The 22,513-nt window shown below is 48.0% G+C and carries 21 protein-coding genes and 10 tRNA genes; 15 read left to right on the top strand and 16 right to left on the bottom strand.

The annotated features are described in order from the left end of the window. From BM082_RS16290 to lolB, 12 genes are all read right to left on the bottom strand, one after another. Entirely contained in the window at window positions 1-765 is a 765-nt protein-coding gene (locus tag BM082_RS16290; RefSeq protein ID WP_017012302.1) for a DeoR/GlpR family DNA-binding transcription regulator, read from the bottom strand. A gap of 201 nt (window positions 766-966) precedes the next feature. Continuing rightward, window positions 967-1,051: transfer RNA gene (locus BM082_RS16285), tRNA-Leu, on the bottom strand. A gap of 39 nt (window positions 1,052-1,090) precedes the next feature. Then, window positions 1,091-1,177 (bottom strand) — tRNA-Leu (locus BM082_RS16280). Between the two features lie 83 nt (window positions 1,178-1,260). Further along, window positions 1,261-1,337, bottom strand: a tRNA-Met gene (locus BM082_RS16275). 11 nt (window positions 1,338-1,348) lie between these two features. Beyond that, a tRNA-Gln gene (locus BM082_RS16270) sits at window positions 1,349-1,423 on the bottom strand. Between the two features lie 34 nt (window positions 1,424-1,457). Then, a tRNA-Leu gene (locus BM082_RS16265) sits at window positions 1,458-1,542 on the bottom strand. 43 nt (window positions 1,543-1,585) lie between these two features. Next, a tRNA-Met gene (locus tag BM082_RS16260) sits at window positions 1,586-1,662 on the bottom strand. A 230-nt stretch (window positions 1,663-1,892) separates the two neighbouring features. Further along, window positions 1,893-2,984 (bottom strand): redox-regulated ATPase YchF, encoded by a 1,092-nt coding sequence (ychF, locus tag BM082_RS16255; RefSeq protein WP_017009052.1) that lies wholly within the window; start codon window positions 2,982-2,984, stop codon window positions 1,893-1,895. Between the two features lie 26 nt (window positions 2,985-3,010). Beyond that, window positions 3,011-3,601: an aminoacyl-tRNA hydrolase gene (gene pth / locus BM082_RS16250; protein ID WP_017009051.1), complete on the bottom strand. Its 591-nt coding sequence runs from the start codon at window positions 3,599-3,601 to the stop codon at window positions 3,011-3,013. Window positions 3,602-3,802: 201 nt separating this feature from the next. After that, a complete protein-coding gene (locus BM082_RS16245) occupies window positions 3,803-4,747 on the bottom strand; it encodes a ribose-phosphate pyrophosphokinase (protein WP_026024499.1) in 945 nt (314 codons plus the stop codon). 42 nt (window positions 4,748-4,789) lie between these two features. Then, window positions 4,790-5,644, bottom strand: a complete 855-nt coding sequence (gene ispE / locus BM082_RS16240) for a 4-(cytidine 5'-diphospho)-2-C-methyl-D-erythritol kinase (protein ID WP_017009049.1) — start codon at window positions 5,642-5,644, stop codon at window positions 4,790-4,792. Continuing rightward, window positions 5,641-6,258 (bottom strand): lipoprotein insertase outer membrane protein LolB, encoded by a 618-nt coding sequence (gene lolB, locus BM082_RS16235; protein WP_017009048.1) that lies wholly within the window; start codon window positions 6,256-6,258, stop codon window positions 5,641-5,643. Before lolB ends, ispE begins: the two co-directional genes overlap by 4 nt. A 431-nt stretch (window positions 6,259-6,689) precedes the next feature. Here lolB and hemA point away from each other — a divergent pair, with 431 nt between their 5' ends. From hemA to kdsA, 6 genes are read left to right on the top strand one after another with little or no spacing between them, the layout of a single operon-like run. Continuing rightward, window positions 6,690-7,949 carry a glutamyl-tRNA reductase gene (hemA, locus tag BM082_RS16230; protein ID WP_017009047.1) on the top strand — a complete coding sequence of 420 codons (1,260 nt, stop codon included), beginning with the start codon at window positions 6,690-6,692 and terminating at the stop codon, window positions 7,947-7,949. A 15-nt stretch (window positions 7,950-7,964) separates the two neighbouring features. Next, window positions 7,965-9,053, top strand: coding sequence for a peptide chain release factor 1 (prfA, locus tag BM082_RS16225; RefSeq protein WP_017009046.1), 1,089 nt, complete (start codon window positions 7,965-7,967; stop codon window positions 9,051-9,053). Then, window positions 9,053-9,898 (top strand): peptide chain release factor N(5)-glutamine methyltransferase, encoded by an 846-nt coding sequence (gene prmC, locus BM082_RS16220; protein ID WP_074927761.1) that lies wholly within the window; start codon window positions 9,053-9,055, stop codon window positions 9,896-9,898. The genes prfA and prmC overlap by 1 nt, the downstream gene beginning before the upstream one ends. A gap of 36 nt (window positions 9,899-9,934) precedes the next feature. Then, complete coding sequence (locus BM082_RS16215) at window positions 9,935-10,318, top strand: SirB2 family protein (protein WP_017009044.1); 384 nt, start codon at window positions 9,935-9,937, stop codon at window positions 10,316-10,318. A gap of 2 nt (window positions 10,319-10,320) precedes the next feature. Beyond that, a complete protein-coding gene (locus BM082_RS16210) occupies window positions 10,321-11,130 on the top strand; it encodes a SirB1 family protein (protein ID WP_017009043.1) in 810 nt (269 codons plus the stop codon). A 13-nt stretch (window positions 11,131-11,143) separates the two neighbouring features. Further along, complete coding sequence (gene kdsA / locus BM082_RS16205) at window positions 11,144-11,998, top strand: 3-deoxy-8-phosphooctulonate synthase (protein ID WP_017009042.1); 855 nt, start codon at window positions 11,144-11,146, stop codon at window positions 11,996-11,998. Window positions 11,999-12,125: 127 nt separating this feature from the next. Here the strand turns inward: kdsA and BM082_RS16200 are convergent, their stop codons facing one another. Then, a complete protein-coding gene (locus BM082_RS16200; RefSeq protein WP_074927758.1) occupies window positions 12,126-14,000 on the bottom strand; it encodes a methyl-accepting chemotaxis protein in 1,875 nt (624 codons plus the stop codon). 399 nt (window positions 14,001-14,399) lie between these two features. Between BM082_RS16200 and BM082_RS16195 the strand changes: the two genes are divergently transcribed. The 5 genes from BM082_RS16195 (at window position 14,400) to BM082_RS16175 (ending at window position 19,363) form a co-directional block, all read left to right on the top strand. Next, window positions 14,400-15,743: a Na+/H+ antiporter NhaC family protein gene (locus tag BM082_RS16195; protein ID WP_017009040.1), complete on the top strand. Its 1,344-nt coding sequence runs from the start codon at window positions 14,400-14,402 to the stop codon at window positions 15,741-15,743. Window positions 15,744-15,966: 223 nt separating this feature from the next. Next, window positions 15,967-17,643, top strand: a complete 1,677-nt coding sequence (gene ushA / locus BM082_RS16190; RefSeq protein ID WP_074927755.1) for a bifunctional UDP-sugar hydrolase/5'-nucleotidase UshA — start codon at window positions 15,967-15,969, stop codon at window positions 17,641-17,643. Window positions 17,644-17,853: 210 nt separating this feature from the next. Next, window positions 17,854-18,336 (top strand): Cys-tRNA(Pro) deacylase, encoded by a 483-nt coding sequence (ybaK, locus tag BM082_RS16185; RefSeq protein WP_017012661.1) that lies wholly within the window; start codon window positions 17,854-17,856, stop codon window positions 18,334-18,336. Beyond that, window positions 18,333-18,752, top strand: coding sequence for a lysozyme inhibitor LprI family protein (locus tag BM082_RS16180; protein WP_017016725.1), 420 nt, complete (start codon window positions 18,333-18,335; stop codon window positions 18,750-18,752). Before ybaK ends, BM082_RS16180 begins: the two co-directional genes overlap by 4 nt. Beyond that, window positions 18,749-19,363 carry a LysE family translocator gene (locus BM082_RS16175; protein ID WP_074927753.1) on the top strand — a complete coding sequence of 205 codons (615 nt, stop codon included), beginning with the start codon at window positions 18,749-18,751 and terminating at the stop codon, window positions 19,361-19,363. The genes BM082_RS16180 and BM082_RS16175 overlap by 4 nt, the downstream gene beginning before the upstream one ends. A gap of 63 nt (window positions 19,364-19,426) precedes the next feature. Here BM082_RS16175 and smrA read toward each other — a convergent pair whose 3' ends face one another. Together smrA and BM082_RS16165 are read right to left on the bottom strand one after the other, a co-directional pair. Continuing rightward, entirely contained in the window at window positions 19,427-20,011 is a 585-nt protein-coding gene (gene smrA / locus BM082_RS16170; protein WP_074927750.1) for a DNA endonuclease SmrA, read from the bottom strand. A gap of 266 nt (window positions 20,012-20,277) precedes the next feature. Beyond that, the gene (locus tag BM082_RS16165) at window positions 20,278-20,418 is read right to left on the bottom strand and encodes a DUF3149 domain-containing protein (RefSeq protein WP_017009034.1); all 141 of its coding nucleotides are present in this window, start codon (window positions 20,416-20,418) and stop codon (window positions 20,278-20,280) included. A 257-nt stretch (window positions 20,419-20,675) separates the two neighbouring features. Here BM082_RS16165 and BM082_RS16160 point away from each other — a divergent pair. The 4 genes from BM082_RS16160 to BM082_RS16150 all read left to right on the top strand — a co-directional run bounded on the left by BM082_RS16160 (window position 20,676) and on the right by BM082_RS16150 (window position 21,367). Then, window positions 20,676-20,752, top strand: a tRNA-Pro gene (locus tag BM082_RS16160). Window positions 20,753-20,789: 37 nt separating this feature from the next. Next, window positions 20,790-20,895, top strand: a tRNA-OTHER gene (locus BM082_RS24990). A 207-nt stretch (window positions 20,896-21,102) separates the two neighbouring features. Further along, window positions 21,103-21,179, top strand: a tRNA-Pro gene (locus BM082_RS16155). 111 nt (window positions 21,180-21,290) lie between these two features. After that, window positions 21,291-21,367, top strand: a tRNA-Pro gene (locus tag BM082_RS16150). 261 nt (window positions 21,368-21,628) lie between these two features. On the opposite strand, the gene BM082_RS16145 is transcribed toward BM082_RS16150, so the two are convergent. Next, entirely contained in the window at window positions 21,629-22,495 is an 867-nt protein-coding gene (locus BM082_RS16145; RefSeq protein ID WP_017008067.1) for a TraB/GumN family protein, read from the bottom strand. Between the last annotated feature and the right edge of the window lie 18 nt (window positions 22,496-22,513).

The following is a 22,513-nucleotide window of genomic DNA, read 5'->3' as shown; positions in this document are numbered from 1 at the left end:
TCAATCTGGGGCGCAGATAACTTCTGTGCCCGTCTTTTCAATGGCCAGTCTTGTGGTACTGTCGATATTGTTATCTGTAATAACGGTCGTAATTACCTGCCAAGGCAATTCTAGATTAGGGATTTTTCGTCCTATCTTTTCCGATTCAATCATCACGACAATTTCTCTGGAAACCTCTGCCATGACTTGGCTGAGTCCAACGAGTTCATTAAACGTCGTGGTACCTCGAATGACATCTAAACCGTCAGCACCGATAAATAATTGGTCAAAGTCATACGCACGCAGTGCTTGTTCCGCCATTTGTCCCTGAAAAGCTTCAGAGTGCGGATCCCATGTGCCTCCTGTCATCAATAGGGTGGGTTCGTTTTCTAACTCTTTGATTGCTTGCGCAACACTTAAAGAGTTTGTCATGACAACCAATCCACGTTTTTGATTCAGAAGAGGAATTAGCGCTGCGGTTGTTGAACCGCTATCTACCACAATACGATTATGGTCCCGAATACGGCTTGCTGCCATTTTCGCTATCGATAACTTTTGTTCCGAAACTTTTACGGCATTTTCCGAAACCATTTCGTGCGGAACCGGCACGGCACCACCGTAACGACGAAGTAGAATTCCGTTTTTCTCAAGCTCAGCAAGGTCTTTACGGATGGTAACTTCGGATGTTTCAAATAAGCCTGAGAGCTCATCTACACTGACTTTTCCTTTCTCACTCAACATTGCCACGATGGCGTGACGCCGTTGTTGAGTATTACGTTTCGACATGTAACCACCAAACTTTCGTTTCGAAAGATAATATTCACTTTAACCTAAAGATCAAGAATCAAATGCGAGAAAACTCACAGCAATTTTGTTAAAGCGTGAAGAAAGACATTATACAAGGGACTGTCACAACGAGGGAGATGGAACACTGAGGATAAAATTTGGACGAAAAAAAAGCAGGCTAATAAGCCTGCTTTTTTTATATGGTGCGGAAGGAGAGACTTGAACTCTCACACCTTGCGGCGCCAGAACCTAAATCTGGTGCGTCTACCAATTTCGCCACTTCCGCGTGTTTCTTTTTGCCTATCCCTTAAAGGGACAGTAAATCTGGTGCGGAGGGAGGGACTTGAACCCTCACATCCGTTAGGACACTAGCACCTGAAGCTAGCGCGTCTACCAATTCCGCCACCACCGCATGTTTTGCTCAGACTTTGAGTTTGTCACTCTAGACACTTGGTAGTGCGTCAGTCTGTTTGAAAGCCAACGCTTTCGAATTAATGGTGGCTACGACGGGATTCGAACCTGTGACCCCATCATTATGAGTGATGTGCTCTAACCAACTGAGCTACGTAGCCATGCCAAAATATGGCTGGGATACCTGGATTCGAACCAGGGAATGGCGGCATCAAAAGCCGCTGCCTTACCGCTTGGCGATATCCCAACAGCAACCACGCTTATCGCATGATCCTTTAATATGGTGCGGAAGGAGAGACTTGAACTCTCACACCTTGCGGCGCCAGAACCTAAATCTGGTGCGTCTACCAATTTCGCCACTTCCGCATTTGTTACGGCTTTCACAAAGAAAGCGATGCACTGAAAAGAATGGTGGCTACGACGGGATTCGAACCTGTGACCCCATCATTATGAGTGATGTGCTCTAACCAACTGAGCTACGTAGCCATCTTTTCGTTCAGGGACATGCCCTGAGTGCGGGGCGCATTATGCGAAGAACCTAGGGTGTCGTCAACCTTTTTTCCATGCTTTTTTTATCATATTGGTGACTTCGCTGTGATTTTGAGCAGGGGGAGGTGTTTTCTTATTCATTTGAGCTGTAAATGGCGAAACTAGGGAGATCTAAAACGAAAAAAGCTGGCAAAAGCCAGCTTTTATCATCGAGTTAACGATTGGAATTAAACGTTAAAGCGGAAGTGGATAACATCGCCATCTTTAACAATGTACTCTTTACCTTCTAAACGCCATTTACCAGCAACTTTCGCGCCAGCTTCACCGTTGTTGTCGATGAAATCGTTGTAACCGATGATTTCAGCACGGATAAAGCCTTTTTCGAAGTCGGTGTGGATCTTACCCGCAGCTTGTGGCGCAGTTGCACCTACAGGCACAGTCCATGCACGTACTTCTTTCACGCCAGCGGTGAAGTAAGTTTGCAGAGTCAGTAGTTCATAACCTGAACGAATAACACGGTTAAGACCTGGCTCACTTAGACCCATTTCTTCTAGGAATACAGCTGCTTCGTCTGCATCTAGCTCAGAAAGCTCACCCTCGATCTCTGCACAAACAGCAACAACCGTTGCGTTCTCTGTTGCAGCGATTTCGCGTACTTTATCTAGGTAAGGGTTGTTTTCGAAACCATCATCGTTCACGTTCGCGATGTACATGGTTGGCTTCATGGTCAAGAAGTTCAGGTAATCAATCGCTGCTTTTTCTTCTTTGGTCAGCTCAACTGAACGTAGCATGTTGCCTTCTTCCAGCACTGGAAGTAGCTTTTCAAGCACTGCAATTTCAATTTTAGCGTCACGATCGCCGCCTTTCGCTTTCTTCGCTTGGCGTTGTATTGCACGCTCACACGCTTCAAGGTCAGCCAAAGCTAGCTCAGTGTTGATCACTTCGATGTCATCTGCTGGATCAACTTTACCCGCTACGTGGATAATGTTGTCGTTTTCAAAACAACGAACAACGTGACCAATCGCATCGGTTTCACGAATGTTTGCTAGGAATTTGTTACCTAGACCTTCACCTTTTGACGCGCCTGCAACCAGACCTGCGATGTCTACGAATTCCATCGTCGTTGGCAGAACGCGTTGAGGGTTCACGATTTTTGCCAGTGCATCCAAGCGAAGATCCGGCACTGGTACCACACCAGTGTTTGGTTCAATGGTACAGAACGGGAAGTTTGCCGCTTCGATACCGGCTTTCGTCAGAGCGTTGAACAGAGTTGATTTACCTACGTTTGGTAGACCAACGATACCGCATTTAAAACCCATGAGATGGTAACCTTTCGTTTATGGCGCTATTGCGCTTTAAATGTATGAAGGCGGTTTTGCGCCTTGGCCAAATCGTCTTTGAGCAAAATGTCGATACAGCGTACCGCTTCGTCAACTGCTTGTTCGATCTGGCTTTGTTCGTTTGCAGGCGCTTTGGTTAATACAAACCCTGCAACTTTGTCTTTGTGACCGGGATGCCCGATCCCAATTCGAAGACGGTAGAATTCTTTGTTGTTGCCCATTTTACTGATGATGTCGCGAAGGCCGTTGTGACCGCCATGGCCACCGCCTTTTTTGAATTTAGCGACACCTGGAGGCAAGTCTAGCTCGTCATGGGCAACCATGATTTCTTCTGGCTTAATCTGGAAGAATTTCGCCAGTGGAGCCACTGCTTTACCCGATAGGTTCATAAAGGTTGTCGGGATCAACAAGCGGAGATCTTCACCACCGATGCTGATTCTGGCCGTCAGCCCGAAATACTTTTTGTCTTCTTTGAGTTGCACGTTATGAATACGGGCTAACTCTTCTACTACCCAAGCGCCCGCATTGTGGCGGGTTTTGGCATACTCCGGCCCTGGATTGGCCAGCCCCACTAAAAGGCGAATTTGGTCGCTCACGATGAGATTCTCGTTGTTATTGTGTAACGCGTCAGGCGCGAGGAAGACCCAAGAGGCACATTCGTCAGCGCTAAAGGCGGCATATCCTACCACTATACCCAAGCAACTTGAAGATGCTGGGCAATGTGAGAGGGGCAGTGGATATCGCCAGAAACAAAAACGCCCTGCATGAGCAGGGCGTTTCTTCTCGCATGTATTCTATTAATCGAACATTGCTGAAATTGATTCTTCGTTGCTGATGCGACGAATGGCTTCAGCCAGCATGCCTGAAAGTGTTAGTTGAGACACTTTACCCGTTGCTTGCATTTCAGCACTCAATGGAATTGAGTCAGTCACGATAACTTCATCAATCACTGATTCTTTGATGTTTTGTGGCGCGTTGCCAGAGAACACGGCGTGGGTTGCGTATGCGAATACACGCTTAGCGCCACGGTTTTTCAGTGCTTCTGCTGCTTTACACAGTGTGCCACCGGTGTCGATCATGTCATCAACGATGATGCAATCACGGCCTTCAACGTCACCGATAAGGTGCATAACCTGCGAAACGTTCGCACGTGGGCGACGTTTGTCGATGATTGCGATGTCCGTGTCATCCAGAAGTTTTGCCGTTGCACGCGCACGTACAACACCACCGATGTCTGGAGAAACAACAACAGGATCTTCCAGTTTCTTCGCCAGCATGTCTTCCAACAAAACAGGCGTACCGAAGATGTTGTCTACGGGTACGTCGAAGAAGCCTTGGATTTGCTCTGCGTGCAGGTCAACAGTCAGTACGCGGTCAACACCTACGTTTGACAGGAAGTCTGCGATAACTTTTGCAGTGATTGGCACACGCGCAGAACGAACACGGCGGTCCTGGCGAGCATAACCAAAGTAAGGAATAACAGCAGTGATTCGGCCAGCTGATGCGCGACGCAGTGCGTCGATCATCACAACCAATTCCATTAGGTTGTCATTGGTTGGCGCACAAGTCGACTGGATAACGAATACGTCGCTACCCCGTACGTTTTCATTGATTTGTACACACACTTCTCCGTCAGAAAAACGGCTAACGGTTGCGTCACCTAGTGACATATATAGGCGATTCGCGATGCGTTGGGCGAGTACAGGCGTTGCATTACCAGCAAACAGCTTCATATCAGGCACGGTGGAAAACCTCGGGGTTGTATCCATTGATTTTTGTCTGTCTCACTGGGTTTGTGCGTTCAGTGTGGTTACAAGCGGTGATGTATTCACACCTCTAGCGACGAATCCAGAAAGCCAGTCGGGCAATTTGTTTAATGTTGAACGAGCCGCTGCTTCATTTTCGAATTCCGCGAAGACGCAGGCGCCCGTTCCGGTCAGTCTTGACGGCGCGTATTCTAGCAGCCACGAAATAGCCTTATCAACCTCTGGAAACAACTCTCTTACTATCTTTTCGCAATCGTTTTCGTAATTTCCTGCCAATAGCGCGTTTAGTGAGCGTTTTGGCGTGTTGCGAGTAAGGTGAGAATGTCCAAAAATTTTTGCCGTTTCGATGCTTACGTCCGGTTTAGCAACTATATACCATTTCTCTTCAGCATAGGCAGGTTGAAGTAACTCTCCAACCCCTTCTGCGAAAGCAGTCACGCCACGAACGAACACAGGCACATCAGCGCCAAGCGCCAAGCCCATCTCAGCCAGTTCGTCGGTTGAGTAACACGTATTCCAAAGGTGATTGAGTGCCACAAGTGTGGTTGCAGCGTTCGATGAACCGCCACCTAACCCACCGCCCATTGGCAGTACTTTGTTAATATGAATATGTGCGCCGAGTGTCTCTGATGCGTTATTTTTCAACGCCATGGCTGCACGATAAACCAAGTTGCTTTCAACCGGCACGCCTTCGATGTCTGGCGATAAGGTTATTTTGCCTGTTTCATTGGGCGTGATGGAAAGCGTGTCGCCGTAATCAAGAAATTGGAACAGGGTTTGCAAATCGTGATAACCGTTCTCTCGTTGACCCGTAATGTAGAGAAAAAGATTGAGTTTGGCAGGTGAAGGCCATACCGAACGTGTTTGACTCATTGTGCATATTTCCAGTTGGAGATCACCAGATTCACTTTTTGATCGTTCTGGTTCATTTTGATTTTTGCGGGTAACAAGCTGTCAGTTGCCGCGTCATAGGTTTGGTAATCTAACTGCCAACCCGGTTTATTGGTTGAGGCATCGTTTTCTGATAAGAAGGCGAGACGGTTATCTGCACCAAGCGTGAAATCGTTTGTTTCGGCAGGTAGGCCTTTAATCCACTGCGTCATATCATTTACGGGCAGCGCAATGCCTGTGAGTTTTTGCAGAAGGCTCGCTGCATCTCTACCGATATAACGTTGCCCTTCATTATCGACCAGAATTGCACCCTTTGGTGTCGCTTCCAATTTCAATAAGGTTGAGCCCAAAAAATTGGTGAGACGCAATGACATGGCGTCGCCATTTTGCTCCCACACAAAGTTAGCGGAGACGCGTTGGGCTGGGCTAATAAAGGCGACTTTTCCCTTGGCGGTGAACTGGGTAATGTCCAACAGGGTTTGTTCATGCGTTTCCCATTCCGTCATCGGCGCGGGTTTGGTCGCACATGCAGATAGCCCTAGGACGCTAGCAACGAGCAATAAAGCGTGGAAGAAATGCTTGACGTGTCGGGTCATAATTATGCTCCGCGTACCTTTATCATCATGAAAATATTGGCCTAGTATATCTCAAGATGCAGACTTGAAGCAGCCTTGCTGAAGTGATGACTCAATCATTCTTAGATATGGGTAATACCTGAGCATCTCCAGATTTCTTGGGGTTAGTCATGAATTAGGCCAAATGTTCATAGACTTAACGGTGACGCGCGAGCAAAAAGCCAAGTATCTTTGTGTTATAGGGAGTGTTAGGGTCAAAACGCGCGGATTTGAAAAGCATAACCGCTGAAAAAGTCGGCAAAAAACAAACGTGAATGCTAAGTATTCTCACTTGGCTAGAGATATAGTCAGGTTCGCGATGGTGAGGAAGTAATGTTATCTTTTAATCGAAGAGCCCATAAAGTAAAATCCTCGGCTCGGATTTCATCTGGTGCTGTCGGTAACCCTGCTTAATGAGCTTGTTAGTTCTCGGAATCAATCACAAGACCGCCACGGTCGACTTGCGTGAAAAAGTGGCTTTTTCACCGCAACAACTTCGCGATGCATTATCCCAGCTGAAAAGTCAGCAGGTCGTGCAGAGTGGGGTCATTGTGTCTACCTGTAACCGAACTGAAATTTATTGTGAAACCGACCATCCGAGTCCTGGCAACGTTGTTGATTGGTTGCAACAGTTCCACAATCTCGACAGCGATGCATTGTTGTCTTGCCTATATACCTATCATGACCAAGCTGCCGCACAGCATTTAATGCGTGTCGCCAGTGGCCTTGATTCCTTGGTGCTGGGCGAACCTCAAATCCTGGGGCAAGTGAAGCAAGCGTATGCCGAATCGGTTGACCTTGAAGCCATTAACGGCCCACTTGAACGCTTGTTCCACAAAACATTTACGGTTGCCAAGCGTGTACGCACTGAAACCGATATCGGTGGCAACGCTGTTTCTGTCGCGTTTGCTGCGTGTTCGCTGGCACGTCAAATTTTTGAGTCATTGGAAACTTCGACCGCATTGCTTGTTGGCGCAGGTGAAACCATTGAGCTTGTTGCCAAGCATCTCTACGAGCACAATTGCCGTAAGATTATCGTGGCAAACCGAACCCGTGAACGTGCAAAACCGTTTGCTGATGCGTTTGGCGCAGACATTATTTCTCTGGAAGAAATACCAGAGCACATGCACCGTGCTGATATTGTCATCAGTTCCACGGCTGCACCTTTGCCAATCATCGGTAAAGGCATGGTTGAAAAAGCACTAAAAGCACGTCGTCATCAGCCAATGCTGCTGATCGACATTGCGGTGCCGCGAGACATTGAAGAAGGGGTTGGCGAATTGAATGATGCCTACCTCTATACGGTTGATGATTTGCAATCAATCGTTGAGCGAAATCGAGAACAACGAAAAGCCGCCGCTGTTAAAGCGGAGTCCATTGTCGATGAGGAAAGCGTTGGGTTTATGACCTGGATGCGCTCCCGTGATGCGGTGGACAGCATCAAGCAGTACCGTGCGGATTCTGAAGCACTCAAAGATGAATTGCTTAGCCGAAGCCTTCAAGCCCTTGCTAATGGGACAGACCCAGAAAAAGTGCTCAAAGAGCTAAGCAATAAATTGACCAATAAACTGATCCATGCGCCCACTCAGGCCATGCAAGACGCCGCCAGAAATGGTGACGAACGCACATTAGACACGCTTCGTCAGAGCCTAGGTCTGGATCCTCAAAAGTAGTAAAAAGAATTCACTATGAAACCATCTATTCTCGCCAAACTAGAAGCGCTGAGCGAGCGCTACGAAGAAGTGCAACACCTTCTGAGTGATCCCGGCATTATTGGCGATCAGGATAAATTCCGTGCGTTGTCAAAAGAGTACAGCCAGCTTGAAGAAGTCACCCAGTGCTTTACGTCTTACAAGCAAGCAGAAGGCGATCTCGAAGCTGCGCTAGAAATGGCGAACGAAGACGACCCTGAAATGCGTGAAATGGCGCAAGAAGAAGTCAAAGCAGCCAAAGAAGAAATCGAACGTCTGACTGACGAGCTGCAAGTGTTGCTGTTGCCAAAAGATCCAAATGACGAACGTAACTGTTTCATTGAAATTCGCGCCGGTGCGGGGGGTGATGAAGCGGGTATTTTTGCAGGCGATTTGTTCCGCATGTACAGCCGTTTCGCCGAATCGAAAGGCTGGCGTGTTGAAGTGATTAACGCCAATAGCTCTGAGCAAGGCGGCTATAAAGAGATGGTGGCACGCATCTCTGGTGACGGCGCTTATGGTGTATTGAAATTCGAATCGGGTGGTCACCGCGTTCAGCGTGTTCCTGCAACTGAATCTCAAGGCCGTGTTCACACATCAGCGTGTACCGTTGCGATTTTGCCTGAAATCCCAGAAGCAGAAATTCCAGACATCAACCCGTCTGATTTGAAAATTGATACGTTCCGTTCATCAGGTGCGGGTGGTCAGCACGTTAACACCACCGACTCTGCCATTCGTATTACCCACTTGCCAACCGGTACGGTGGTTGAGTGTCAGGACGAGCGTTCACAGCACAAAAACAAAGCGAAAGCGATGTCAGTACTGGCTGCGCGTTTGATTAAAGCGGAAGAAGAAAAACGCGCGGCTGAACAAGCAAGCACACGCCGTAACCTGCTAGGTTCAGGTGACCGCTCTGACCGTATTCGTACTTACAACTACCCACAAGGCCGTGTGTCTGATCACCGCATTACGCTGACGATTTATCGTTTAGATGAAGTGATGGAAGGTGACCTGAGATGCCTTATTGATCCAATCATGCAAGAATTCCAAGCGGACCAATTGGCAGCGTTGGCAGAGCAACACTAATGCCCATCAGCATTGAAAATGCGCTGCGTGATGCAGCGCTTTTGCTAAGTGAAAATCAAAGTCCGTCACCCAAGATTGATGCGTCAGTCCTTCTTTGTCATGTGTTAGACAAGCCAAGCAGCTATCTCTATACATGGTCAGACAACCTGTTGTCTGAGGAAGAGGAGCGTGGTTTTAATGCGTTGCTCGCTCGCCGTGTAAACGGAGAGCCAGTGGCCTACATCATCGGCTATCGTGATTTTTGGTCGCTGCGATTGAATGTGGAGCCAAGTACGCTCATCCCTCGTCCTGATACGGAACGCTTGGTTGAACTCGCGCTGGAACGACTACCTGTCGGTGAAGGGCGCGTGTTGGACTTAGGCACAGGAACGGGCGCGATTGCGTTGTCATTAGCAAGTGAGCGTCAAGATATACGCGTTGTGGGCGTTGATCTTCGTCCGGAAGCTGTCGCACTTGCCGCAAGTAATCAGCAATGCAATGCCATTAATAACGCTGAGTTTTTGCAAAGCAGCTGGTTTGATAACCTTGCGGGACAAACCTTCACCATGATCGTGAGTAACCCGCCATATATTGACCCTGAAGATCCGCATCTTTCACAGGGCGATGTGAGGTTTGAGCCTAAAACGGCGTTGATTGCTGATGAGCATGGTTTGGCGGATATTCGCCACATTTGTCAGCAAAGCCCTCAGCATTTGGCGACGGGTGGCTGGCTTTTAATCGAACACGGTTATGACCAAGGCGATGTGGTTCGTACCATTTTTTCTGATGCGGGGTTTTGCAATGTGGAAACGGTGCAAGATTACGCAGGACAAGATCGTGTTACGCTGGGGCGCTGTTCGCGCTGATTCCACCCTAAACAACAATAAAGAGATAGACGGACTATGTACGTTGCATTGAAGCATATACACCTTTTTACCATCGCGCTTAGCGTGACTCTTTTCATCATTCGTTTCGTATGGCGCATGATGGACAGTAAAATGCTCGAGAAGAAGTGGGTGAAAGTCGTTCCTCATGTTATCGACACTGCACTGTTGCTAACGGGTATTTCTCTCGTGGTCATTACTGGCTTCACGCCGTTTACACCGGGTGCGGTGTGGATGACCGAAAAACTGACCTGTGTGTTTGCGTATATTGCTTTGGGCTTCGTGGCTCTGAATTACAGCCAAGGCACCTTGTTCAGACTGTTCGCCTTCTTTGGTGCTTTAGGTTGGGTATATGCTGCCGCTAACCTAGCTATCACCAAAACGCCGCAGTTGTTGGGGTAAGAATGAAAGCGTTTACGGATCAAGAATTAGATACGCTGACTCTGGTTGAAGGTGCATTGGCACTGAATGCCGCTGTTGAGCCAGCCACATCCTTGCATTGGGTTCGTGCTGAACTTGAGCTATTAGCCAAAGAAGCAGATCACCTTTTAGCGGGCGAAACCAATGACGAACTCCGTCTTGATGGCCTGTTGCGTTTGTTCTACAAAGAGTGGGGCTTCAAAGGGGATTTCGAGCAATATTTCTCTTCTGACAACGCGTTTGTAGAGAAAGTGCTTCGCCGCCGCAAAGGCATTCCCGTGAGCCTTGGCGCAGTGTTTCTTTTCTTTGCCCACCGTTTAGATTTACCGTTGCAGCCAGTGGGGTATCCCACTCAATTGATCTTGAAAGCAAACTGGCTCGACAGAGAAGCGCAATACATCAATCCTTTTGATGGCGAATACCTTTCTCAACGCGTACTTCGCGGTTGGTTGATTGGGAAAGAAGGCCCAAGTGCTGAAGTGAAACCTGAGTATTTAGAATCATCAGACAATGCAACCTTGATTGGCCGCTGGTTAGCCGTCGTTAAAAGTGCATTGCTTCGTGAAGAAAACTACGCCATGGCATTGCGGTGCAGTGAATTGGCGCTGACATTCAGCCCTGATGACCCTTACGAAATCCGCGACCGTGGCTATATATTCCAACAACTCAAATGTGATTGGGTTGCCGCGGAAGACTACGAATATTTTATTGCTCAGTGCCCTGACGATCCGGCCGCTGAGTTGCTAAAACTGCAGGTCAAAGTTCTGACTGCAGAAGCCCCAATTTTCCACTAATCAGGAAACTACCATGACAGCACAAAAAACGGTTCAGATTGGCGATATTCAAGTTGCTAACGACAAACCATTTGTTCTTTTTGCAGGAATGAATGTGTTGGAGTCTCGTGATCTGGCGATGCAGATTTGTGAGCATTACGCTGAAGTGACCCAAAAGCTGGGTATTCCTTACGTGTTTAAAGCGTCTTTTGATAAAGCAAACCGCTCATCAGTTCACTCTTATCGTGGTCCTGGCCTCGATGAAGGCATGAAGATCTTTCAAGAGCTGAAAGACACCTTCGGCGTGAAAATCATCACTGACATCCACAACGAAGCACAGGCTCAGCCTGTTTCTGAAGTGGTTGACGTTATGCAGCTGCCTGCGTTTTTGGCTCGTCAAACTGATTTGGTTGAAGCGATGGCAAAGACCGGCTCGGTGATCAACGTGAAGAAACCGCAGTTCATGAGCCCGGGTCAAGTCGGCAATATCGTTGATAAATTCGCAGAATGCGGCAACGACAAAGTCATTCTTTGCGAACGTGGTTCATGCATGGGTTATGACAACCTTGTGGTTGATATGCTGGGCTTTGACGTGATGAAAAAGGCAAGCAACGGCAGCCCAATCATTTTTGACGTTACCCACTCACTGCAATGTCGTGATCCGCTGGGCGCGGCATCTGGCGGTCGTCGTGAGCAGACGGTTGACTTGGCTCGTGCTGGTTTGGGCACCAAGATTGCCGGTCTGTTTATTGAAGCGCACCCTGATCCAGACAACGCGCGTTGTGATGGTCCTTCTGCGTTGCCACTCGATAAGCTTGAGCCATTCCTAAAGCAAATGAAAGCGCTGGACGATCTGGTGAAGAGCTTTGAAGAATTAGACATTCGCTAAGTGCTGTTTCGCTTAACGCCTGTCCCGTCTTACCTTTAAAGATTGGGCAAGCATCGAATAAAAAAGCCGGCTGATGCCGGCTTTTCTCGTTTTAAACTCGCAGCCTTCACCGCGAGGGGGCGTCGAGTTACAGTCTGAAGCGTGAAATTTCCGCATTCAGCTGCTGCGACAAGCCAGATAACTCGCTGGCTTGAATACTCGCTTGATTCGCTTCTGCTGCCAATTGATCTGACGCTGTGCGAACTGCTTCTGTATTTCGAGTAATTTCAGAGGTCACCAAGGATTGCTCTTCCGCCGCTGACGCGATTTGAGTCGCCATGTCACTGATGGTGGAAACCGACGTGGTGATTTGCGATAAGCTCACCGTCGCGGAATTTGCGTCATCAACGCTGGTGGTCGCCAAATGGCGGCTGTCTTCCATGATTTGAACCGCGGAGTGCGTTGTGGTTTGAAGCGTCTCGATGGTCGCCTGAATTTCGCGGGTTGAATCGTGTGTACGTTGGCTCAATACGCGGACTTCATCAGCAACCACCGCAAACCCACGACCTTGTTCACCGGCACGTGCGGCTTCGATGGCTGCGTTTAATGCCAGTAAGTTGGTTTGTTCCGCAATGCCTTGAATCGTCGAAAGAATGGAATTGATGCTCTGAGTATGCGCATGCAGTTCTGCAATAACGGCTGTCGCAGATTCCACTTCTGTCGATAAGTTACCGATCGACACCTGGCTCTGGTTTACCTGAGAAGCACCCGTAGACGAGCAACCCACAGCTTCTTTTGACAGTTGTGCGGTGTTTTCTGCGCTACCTGCAATTTCATGTGTGGCTGCGGTCATTTGATGGATGGCGGTTGCTACCATATTGATTTCGTCTTGTTGACCACGAATACGTGCGCTGCGCTCACTGGCTTGCTCGGCCGATGTATTGGCCTGAACAGCCAGTGCTTCACCCACGTTTTTCAGTTGTGTCACCATGGTGTGCATGTTTGCTACGAAGGTATTGAAGTTTTGCGCAAGCTGACCCACTTCATCCTTGCTGTGTGGCGTGAGACGTTGAGTTAAATCGGCATCGCCACTGGCAATTTCAGCCATTGCGGTAGAGACGCGCTTCAAATCGCGGAACAAGAAGCTCACGACCCAAGCAGCCATTGCTAAGACCAATAAAGTAATGGCCAGACTGGTGATGATAAGCGTTGTGACGGCACTGTTATGGCTTGCCAATTCGGTCGCCATATCGAGCTCAATACCAATGATCCAGTTCGCGTTAGGTAACGTCGCAAAGTAATACGCTTTATCTTCGCCGTTCAGCGACAGCGATAGGATGTCGCCGTTGAAGGCCGCTTCCTTCACCGTCGAAATATCGAGGGCTGCATTGTACTGTGAAAGCTGTTTCCCACGAAGTGCTGCGCTTTTGTGAGCAATCAAGGTGCCTTTGTTGGTGAGCAGCATGCCATAGGCATTTTCACCGAAACGAAATTGCGCCAAGTCATTCACGATCTTGCGAAGACTAATGTCGCCGCCAATAACACCGCTCAATTTTCCATTCGTGAACGTAGGCGTTGCTACCGTTACCATGGTGTCACCCGTTAGTGCGTCTTTGTAGGGTTCTGTGCTTACACTGTCACCTTCCCTAACGGCATCGATATACCAAGGACGCTGACGAGGGTCGATGTCCACGTTCGCGCCATTCGCGAGATACAAGGTACCATCGGTCTTTGCATAGAATGTCATGGCAAACTCGCCCGCAATCTGGAGCATTTTTAACGCTTGCTCAGGGTTGCTGTGAGGCTGTGTTTTGATAAAACCAGATAATTCCGTTTCATGCGCAACGAGCCAGTCAGAAATACCTGCTTTGGCAACGTCAGACATACTTGTGACGCGTTCCTCAAGATTCCGTTGGGTTTGTGTAGACAGTTGATTGGCGGCAAGCATGGAAAGGACCATCGCCATTGCCGTTACAGCAAAAAGACAGGTGCCTATCAACTTCTGTTTGAGTGTCAGCGTCATTGTTAACTTCCTTGCATCGAACTCATGATAAAAATAGATCCCGAACAGACAGGATCAGATCGTTTTTTTGTTATTAGTACGGAGTGTTGTATCGGCGCAAAATGAGGAGGCTTTAGAGGGAATGTGCAACTATTTTAGTTTACTCGTGATGCCGACAAGCGCCGTGGGCTCGTACGTACACATATTATAAAATAATAAATCATAACATCATGATTTAAAATGATATTTATGGATGGCATCATGATTTTCCTTGACAGGGTCGCTTTGTATCAATGCCTTGTATATAAAGCAGCCATGAATCGTAGCGAAATGATTCGGACGTTTAGACGTCTATATATTGACGCATTGATGGTTTCATTTTACTCTTCGCTCCAAATCACAAAAACGATGTAACACAACATGACAGAGAAGCAAATTTCCCCCACTCCTTCAGCCAAAGCGCTTTTGCCGTTTGGGCTGTTCTTGTGTTTGTTCATTGGTACTGGCGTCTATTTTTCGACGCAAAATGTCGATTTCGCATTTTACCAATTACCTGCCCCTATTGCCGTTTTGCCGGCGATAGTGCTCGCGGTGTTGATGAGCAAAGAAAAACTCAATGGTGCCATTGGTCAATTTATTGAGGGTGTCTCTCACCGTGATATCACGGCGATGTGTTTGATCTATCTTCTTGCAGGTGCTTTTTCTGCGGTTGCCAAAGCAACGGGCGGCGTTGATGCGACGGTAAACCTAGGTTTGGCCGTTTTGCCATCAAGCATGATACTGCCGGGGCTGTTCCTCATTTCAGCATTCATCGCCACAGCGATGGGTACGTCAATGGGGACCATCGCAGCCGTTGCGCCAGTCGCGTTGGGCATTGCACAAAGCACAGGCATTGATGCCACGCTAATGGCGGGTGTGGTGCTGAGTGGCGCAATGTTTGGTGACAACCTTTCTATTATTTCTGATACCACCATTGCTGCGACGCGCTCTCAAGGCTGTCACATGAAAGACAAGTTCCGCGAGAACGTGAAAATTGCGGTACCTGCAGCGTTGGTGAGCCTCGTTATTTTCTTTTTTTCCAATGAAGTGACCCAGGCTCCGGCTTCAGGTTCTATTGATTGGCTGGCGGTATTGCCGTATTTGACCATCTTAGGTCTTGCTGTCTACGGCGTGAATGTGTTCGTGGTGTTGACGTTAGGCATCGTGTTTGCGGGTGCTGTGGGCATTGCACGCATTGAAGATTACAGCGTGATGTCATTGAGTCAGGATATCTACGCAGGCTTTGGCAACATGCAAGAGATCTTCTTGTTGTCCCTATTGATTGGTGGTTTAGCGGAGCTGATGCGCCAACAAGGTGGCTTGGCATTTGTTACTGAAAAACTGAGCCGTTTGATTCTTTCTCGCGCTGATAAAGCGGCGGAAAAAGGCTCTTCGCGCGCCAGTGAGGCGGGTATCGCTATTTTGGTTAGCATCAGTAACTTGTGCACGGCAAACAACACCGTCGCGATCATCGTTTCTGGCGGTGTCGCAAAAGAGCTGGCAACACAGCATGGCGTTGAACCTAAGCGTAGCGCGAGCTTGTTAGATATCTTCTCTTGCGTGGTGCAAGGTTTGTTGCCATATGGCGCGCAGGCTCTATTGTTAGGCTCAATTTTCGAGTTGTCACCGTTGTCTGTGGTGAGCCAATCTTACTACTGTTTCTTGTTGGCATTGGCGGCCGCATTTGCCATTGCTCGCTCTAAGGGCAAGCTGCAGAAAAAATAATCGCTCATGACCTTGGTGCCGTCTAAATCCTGAACGTTCACGCGTGTAAGTGTGTTTTTCAGTGATCTAGGCGGCACTTTGTTGAGAGAAGAATGTGTTGGTTAACTTATATATTTAGACTACTTCGTGAAAACGACGTAAATGTCGACGTTAACACAGTGCATTTGGGTGCGACGCTGTTCGCCCTTACCGCAAGGTTTTCAACAAACAAATAGGTAACACCATGACGGATCGCCTTTCTCTGAAAGCAGCCATTAGCGCTGCATTGCTTGCTTCTCTAGCAGGCTGTTCTGCCACGACTGAAACAACGGAAATTGTGCCAGGCTGGCAACCAGATACCACCTATAACGTCACCATTCTCCACACCAATGATAACCACGGTCGTTTCTGGCATAACCGCCACGGCGAGTATGGTATGGCCGCGCGTAAGACACTGATCGACAAACTTCGTGCGGAAGCCGAAGCAGACGGTGCAGCGGTACTCCTGCTTTCTGGTGGTGACATCAACACCGGTGTTCCTGAGTCAGACCTGCAAGATGCAGAACCTGATTTCAAAGGCATGACCATGATTGGTTATGACGCAATGGCATTGGGTAACCATGAGTTTGATAACTCGTTAGATGTGCTTGAGAAGCAAATGAACTGGGCCGACTTCCCAATGCTTTCTGCCAACATCTATGACAAAGCCACTGGCGAGCGTAAATACCAAGCGTACGAAATCTTCGAGAAGAATGGTCTGCGCATTGCTGTGATGGGTCTGACAACAGAAGACACAGCAAAAATTGGTAACCCAGAGTTTATCGGAGAGCTGGAATTCCGCGATCCGAAAGAAGAGGCGAAGAAACTGATCGCTGAACTGGAAAAAACAGAAAACCCAGACATCATCATTGCCGCGACGCACATGGGTCACTATGAAGATGGCCAGCGCGGCATCAACGCGCCGGGTGACGTTGCACTTGCACGCTACTTGAATGAAGGTTCACTGGACATGATTGTGGGTGGTCACTCACAAGAGCCTGTTTGTATGGAAGGCCCAAATGTCGCGAGCAAAACCTTCAAACCGGGTGATGAATGTAAACCTGATAACCAAAATGGTACTTACATCGTTCAAGCGCACGAGTGGGGCAAATACGTCGGTAAAGCGGATTTCGAATTCCGTAATGGCGAGCTTAACTTGGTGTCTTACGATTTGATCCCTGTGAACCTTAAAAAGAAAATTAAGGTGAATGGCGAGAAAAAACGTGTCTTCATTCAGAATGAAATTCCAAAAGACAAAGGCATTTATGACTTCCTGAAACCTTACCAAGAGAAAGGTCAGGATCAGTTGAATGTGAAGATTGCAGAAACCAACGACAAACTCGAAGGTGACCGCAACGTGGTGCGTTTCCAACAAACCAACCTTGGTCGAATGATTGCAGCTGCGCACAAAGAGCGTGCTAAAGCAGACTTCTCTGTCATGAACTCTGGCGGTGTGCGTGACTCTATTGAAGCTGGCGACGTAACGTACAAAGACGTACTGACCGTTCAGCCATTTGGTAACATGCTGACGTATACCGACATGAGCGGTTCAGAAGTGTTGGATTACCTGAACGTTGTGGCAACTAAGCCTGTAGATTCTGGTGCATACGCGCAATTCTATGGCATTTCAATGGTGGTTGATGGTGATAGTGTGAGTGATGTAAAGGTCGGTGGTGAAGCTCTCGATCCAAACAAAACATACCGTTTCACCGTACCTAGCTATAACGCTGCAGGCGGTGATGGTTACCCGAAAATTACTGACCACCCAGGTAACGTCAACACAGGTTTTGTTGACGCAGAAGTGTTGAAAGACTTCCTAGAGAAAAACACACCGATTGATGTGAACAAGTATGCGCCAAATGGCGAAATGGTTTACAAATAAGGTTGCGATGCGTCAGTTATTCAAACAGCCTATCGATGTTCATATGAGAACATCGACAGGGTGATTGTGTATCAATAGGGAGTAAGTGATTGCTCTCTAAGACGTCTTAAAAAGGCACTGTTATCAGTGCCTTTTTTTATGTCATTATCAATAGGATCTGACGTTGGCTTGTCCAAGGTCAATAGGCCCTAGTAACGAGAGACAAGAGTTATGACACCTGCAATCACCCTCGCGGAAAAGTCCGGTATTTCTTTTCATGTACACAGCTATGAGCATGATCCGAACAACACCCATTTTGGTTTAGAAGCCGCAAGTGTGTTGGGACAAGATGCCAGTCGTGTTTTTAAAACCTTGTTGTTCGCGATGAACGGCGATCCAAAAAAACTGGCGGTGGCCATTGTACCTGTCGCAGGGCAACTTGATTTAAAAGCGGCAGCGAAAGCGGCGGGTGCAAAAAAAGCCGAAATGGCCAACCCAGTTATCGCAGAAAAAACAACAGGGTATGTGGTTGGCGGCATCAGTCCATTGGGGCAAAAGAAGCGTTTACCCACGTTATTGGATAAAAGTGCTGAACAGTTTGAAACGATATATGTCAGCGCAGGTCGAAGAGGATTAGAGATAGAGCTAACGCCCTCTGATTTGCTGACATTAACGCAAGGAAAGATGGCGGAGATAGGTAAGGAAGGTAAATGAAGTATATCGGTGTGCTGATGTTGTCGCTAATGAGTCTCCCTGTGATGGCGAGTAAAAGCAGCGACGCTGTTCTCATGCATTGTTACACGGCACATGAAACGCAGGTTGAAGTGGCCGCATGCCTTGATAACCACTGGCAAATTGCAGAATCCAAACTCATAGCGAAAGAAAAAGCGCTGACAGAACATTTTGCCAAGTTAGATGCTGTGTCTTCGATGAAAAATGCCGTTATGTCTGCGAAAGCCACGCAAGGAAGCTTCAACGAATGGCGCGACAAGCAATGCAAGATGGTTGAAGCGAGCTTTGCATCAGGATCTGGTAGCGGTTTGGGGTATTTGAGCTGTAAGATTGAACTCACGAATGAACAAATCGACCGCATCAATCATTTGATGGGGGCCAAGGACAACGAAAAATGACGGTTTCTGTATGGCTAAGCCTAGTTTTAGTCTGCATGCTGGGCGCGATGTCTCCTGGCCCAAGCCTGGTCGTGATGGTGAGGCATAGCTTAGCGGGTGGCCGTTTGCACGGTATTGTCGCGGCTTGGGCACACGCTTTGGGCGTGGGCTTATATGCAGTGATCACCTTGCTTGGGTTGGCGGTGCTATTGAAAGAATCGCCGATGGCATTTCAGATCATTGCCTATGCGGGCGCGGGCTACTTAGCGTGGCTTGGCATAAAATCTTTACAATCAAAAGGCGGTGTTGCCGCAAAGCTTGAATCTGGCGAGAAAACGACTCTGCTGGAAGCGGCGCGTGACGGTGCCATGATCTCTATACTGAATCCTAAACTGGCTTTGTTTTTCTTGGCACTATTTAGCCAGTTTGTGGCGGTTGGTACCGATGTGTTTAGTCGCTCAGTGATTGTGGCGACACCTTTGGTTATAGATGGACTTTGGTACACCATTGTCGCGTTGGTGTTGTCATCCAGTCGAATGCTCGACACCCTCAAACGTCGCGCGGTGTGGATTGATAAATTCTGCGGCATCGTGCTTATTGGGCTGGCGATTCGTGTTGTCGTGACGCTATAAAAAGCGAAGAGTAAAGCCCAAAAAAAAGGAGCCAAATCGGCTCCTTTTTACGTTTCTTTCCAGCTATGCGCGTCGGTTTAAATGACGCTCACGCGTTTCTAATTTCTTATCTTGGCTCTTCTTCAACAGAACATATACTGCGCCTGTGCCGCCATGATGGCGCTGTGCTGAGTGCACACACATAACGTCACTGATCTGTTCAAGCCACTGGCAAACAAAGCTTTTCATTCGCGCTGGTGGGTTAGTACGCTCACCTTTGCCATGAACAATGATGACGGTTCTTACGTCCATGCGTTGGCATTGTTTCAAAAAGGTGAGGATTTCTTCTCGCGCATCTTTAAGGGTGTATTTGTGCAAATCGAGGCGTGCGTGAATATCATACTTGCCTAAGCGAAGCTTTCTAAACACGCCATCTTGCACGCCTGGACGCTTAAAGGTGACGACATCATCAGGTTTGAGCATCTCAGCGTAATCGAGAGATAAATACTCAGGATTACTGTCCGACAGCTTTTGTGCCGCAGTTTGTCGAGCAAGCTGAGCATCAGTAGGCTTGTGTGGCTGGCTGACTTTCTCCACCGTATCGTGCGCGATAGGGGCGACATCTGCCATCATTTCCCGGAATAAATCCGACTCATTATTGCCGTTCATAGTCATTACGGATTGGTAAAGCGTCGCTTGAGTATAATGACAATTTACGCAGAGATCTTGTAGGAAGCAAACCGACTGCTTAGAAAACGTTCAATCCACACTCGCTGTCGCTCGCAAAAACAAAGGACAAAAAAACCAGAGTACCGCATATAGCGAGCACTCTGGTGTAAGCAACTCAACCGAATTACGTTAGTCGAACAGAGCGTTTGGCGCTCTATTTTGCTGCTCGATACTCGCGTTTGGTGTAAACATATCGCCTAAGGGATTCAGTTTGTTTCTGGGTCTTTGAATGCCTTATAGACAAAGAAGCCTCCCATGAAACTGATCATGCCGAGCGCGACAAAAATGACGATCATAGAGGAGAGGCCAATTGCGTTTCCGAAAAGTAGGTCTAACCAGAAGTCCATCTTTGTATTCCTTTGTCTGTTAACGTTAAAGCTAGGTTGCCAATTGGTAAAACATTCTACGATGATCCAGATCAAGTGAAGTTCGGGTTAGTAGCACGTGCTTTTTTAACTGTGTTTGTGGTCGCAATTCGTCCGCATTTGGTGATCCTTTAAGCGATCGGTCCGTAACAAGTGAAAATCCTCATAAAACACTTGAGTCTGCGGCGAGGATGAGTAATATAAGCCACCTCCGCAGCGCACAGCGTAGCGGTGATTTTCGGTGAATAGCGCAGCTTGGTAGCGCATCTGGTTTGGGACCAGAGGGTCGGGGGTTCGAATCCCTCTTCACCGACCATATTTGGGTAGATATCCACCTCTGTTAATTCAGTAAGCGGTGTGAATAGTGCAGGTTGGTAGCGCATCCATCTTTTGGTGAAAAGCGGACCAGAGGGTCGGGGGCTTGACGGCAAGTCCCATCGAATCCCTCTTCACCGACCACTATTTAAGTGGCAAGACGACGAAACGTGAGTTTCGACAATCAATCTTGTTACTAGCTGAACATAGAGTCAGCATAAGGTACTAGGGCAATACGCTTTAGAACCTAACACTCGGTGAATAGCGCAGCTTTGTGGCGCATCCGGCTCTTGCGAGTAGCGGACCAGAGGGTGACCCTCTGAGAGCACTCCGAAGAAACACAAAGAATATCGGTGAATAGCGCAGCTTGGTAGCGCATCTGGTTTGGGACCAGAGGGTCGGGGGTTCGAATCCCTCTTCACCGACCACTATTTAAGTGGCGAGATGACGAGACGCGAGTTTCGAGAAGCAATCTTGTTACTAGCTGAACATAGAGTCAGCATCAGGAACTAAAGCTATAAGCTTTGGAACCAAATACTCGGTGAATAGCGCAGCTTGGTAGCGCATCTGGTTTGGGACCAGAGGGTCGGGGGTTCGAATCCCTCTTCACCGACCACCTTTAAAAGGCCTCGCAGAAATGCGAGGCCTTTTTCGTTTGAATGGAATAGGATTTTTCCGAAACTCGAAACTCGAAACTCGAAATCCCACTACCACAGCCACCACATTGCGGTAAAATACCCACCATCAAAGAATCCAATCAGCATCAACAGGGCAGTACTATGCGCAAGTCATTCATTATTTGGTTTATTTTGCTTTTCTTCGTATCAATGATTGTGACCAAAGTGGTGGTCGGCAGCTAAGGCCGACCTTTTTATCGCTAAGGTAATTCTGGCAGTTCGCAGCCCGCTTTTTGGCCTTGATTCAATTGCGTGATAGTGAACCCCTTTTTTTCCAATAAGGCCAATAGCCCCTCATCCCCCGGAAAATGTAGCGCGCCAACAATCACCACATAATCTCCATTCGGTACTTGTGCTGAATCGGTCAGCATTTCAATCCAGTTCAGGTTTCTATCAACAAGAATCTTACGTTCTAAATCGTTTGTATCGCTCATTTCCTCAGCGATGGCGGTAATTTTCTCACCGTCACCGAGGCGCCATGCTTCTATCATACAAGATATAAAATCCTTCGACAGATCCCAGTACAGCAAGGTGTCGTCGAGCAGTTCAATACCATTATCACGTGCGTTAGCGAGCAGATCTATTTGTTCTTGCATGGTTTCTAAACTGATGATGGGAATATTGAAACTGTCGGTTCGGGAGAGAAAATGAAGGTCGACGCCCAGTATTTGTTGAAGATCTAACGCCTGAGTTTGCGCTATCTGCAAGACCATGGCTGTTTGCCAAGGCGGCATCTTGAGCAGCACTGAATCTGTGTAGCCGAGTTCTTGAGCGATTTGAGCGAGTTGATTACGTTGTTGTGAGGTTATTACATCGTCAGATGGTTTGCCTTTGGGCATATTTAATTGGGTGTCGTTAATGATATCGACTTCAACAATCAAGGCGTCAGCTGCCACAAAGCGAGATTCAATAATGTCGGGAAGTGGGTAAAACTCTGGCTTACCGACATGGACTGAGCCCATGAGGGTATAAGTGAGGTCACCTTTTTGTGCTTGCCAGACCAAAGGTTCAGCTGTCACTGCTTGCGCGAAGAAAAGTGAAAATAATGCGGGGAAAAAACGTTTCATTAAGCCTCCATAACCGTG

Source organism: Enterovibrio norvegicus DSM 15893 (assembly GCF_900115495.1).
In the GTDB taxonomy this organism is placed as follows: domain Bacteria; phylum Pseudomonadota; class Gammaproteobacteria; order Enterobacterales; family Vibrionaceae; genus Enterovibrio; species Enterovibrio norvegicus.
This window is presented reverse-complemented; position numbering and strand designations above follow the sequence as displayed.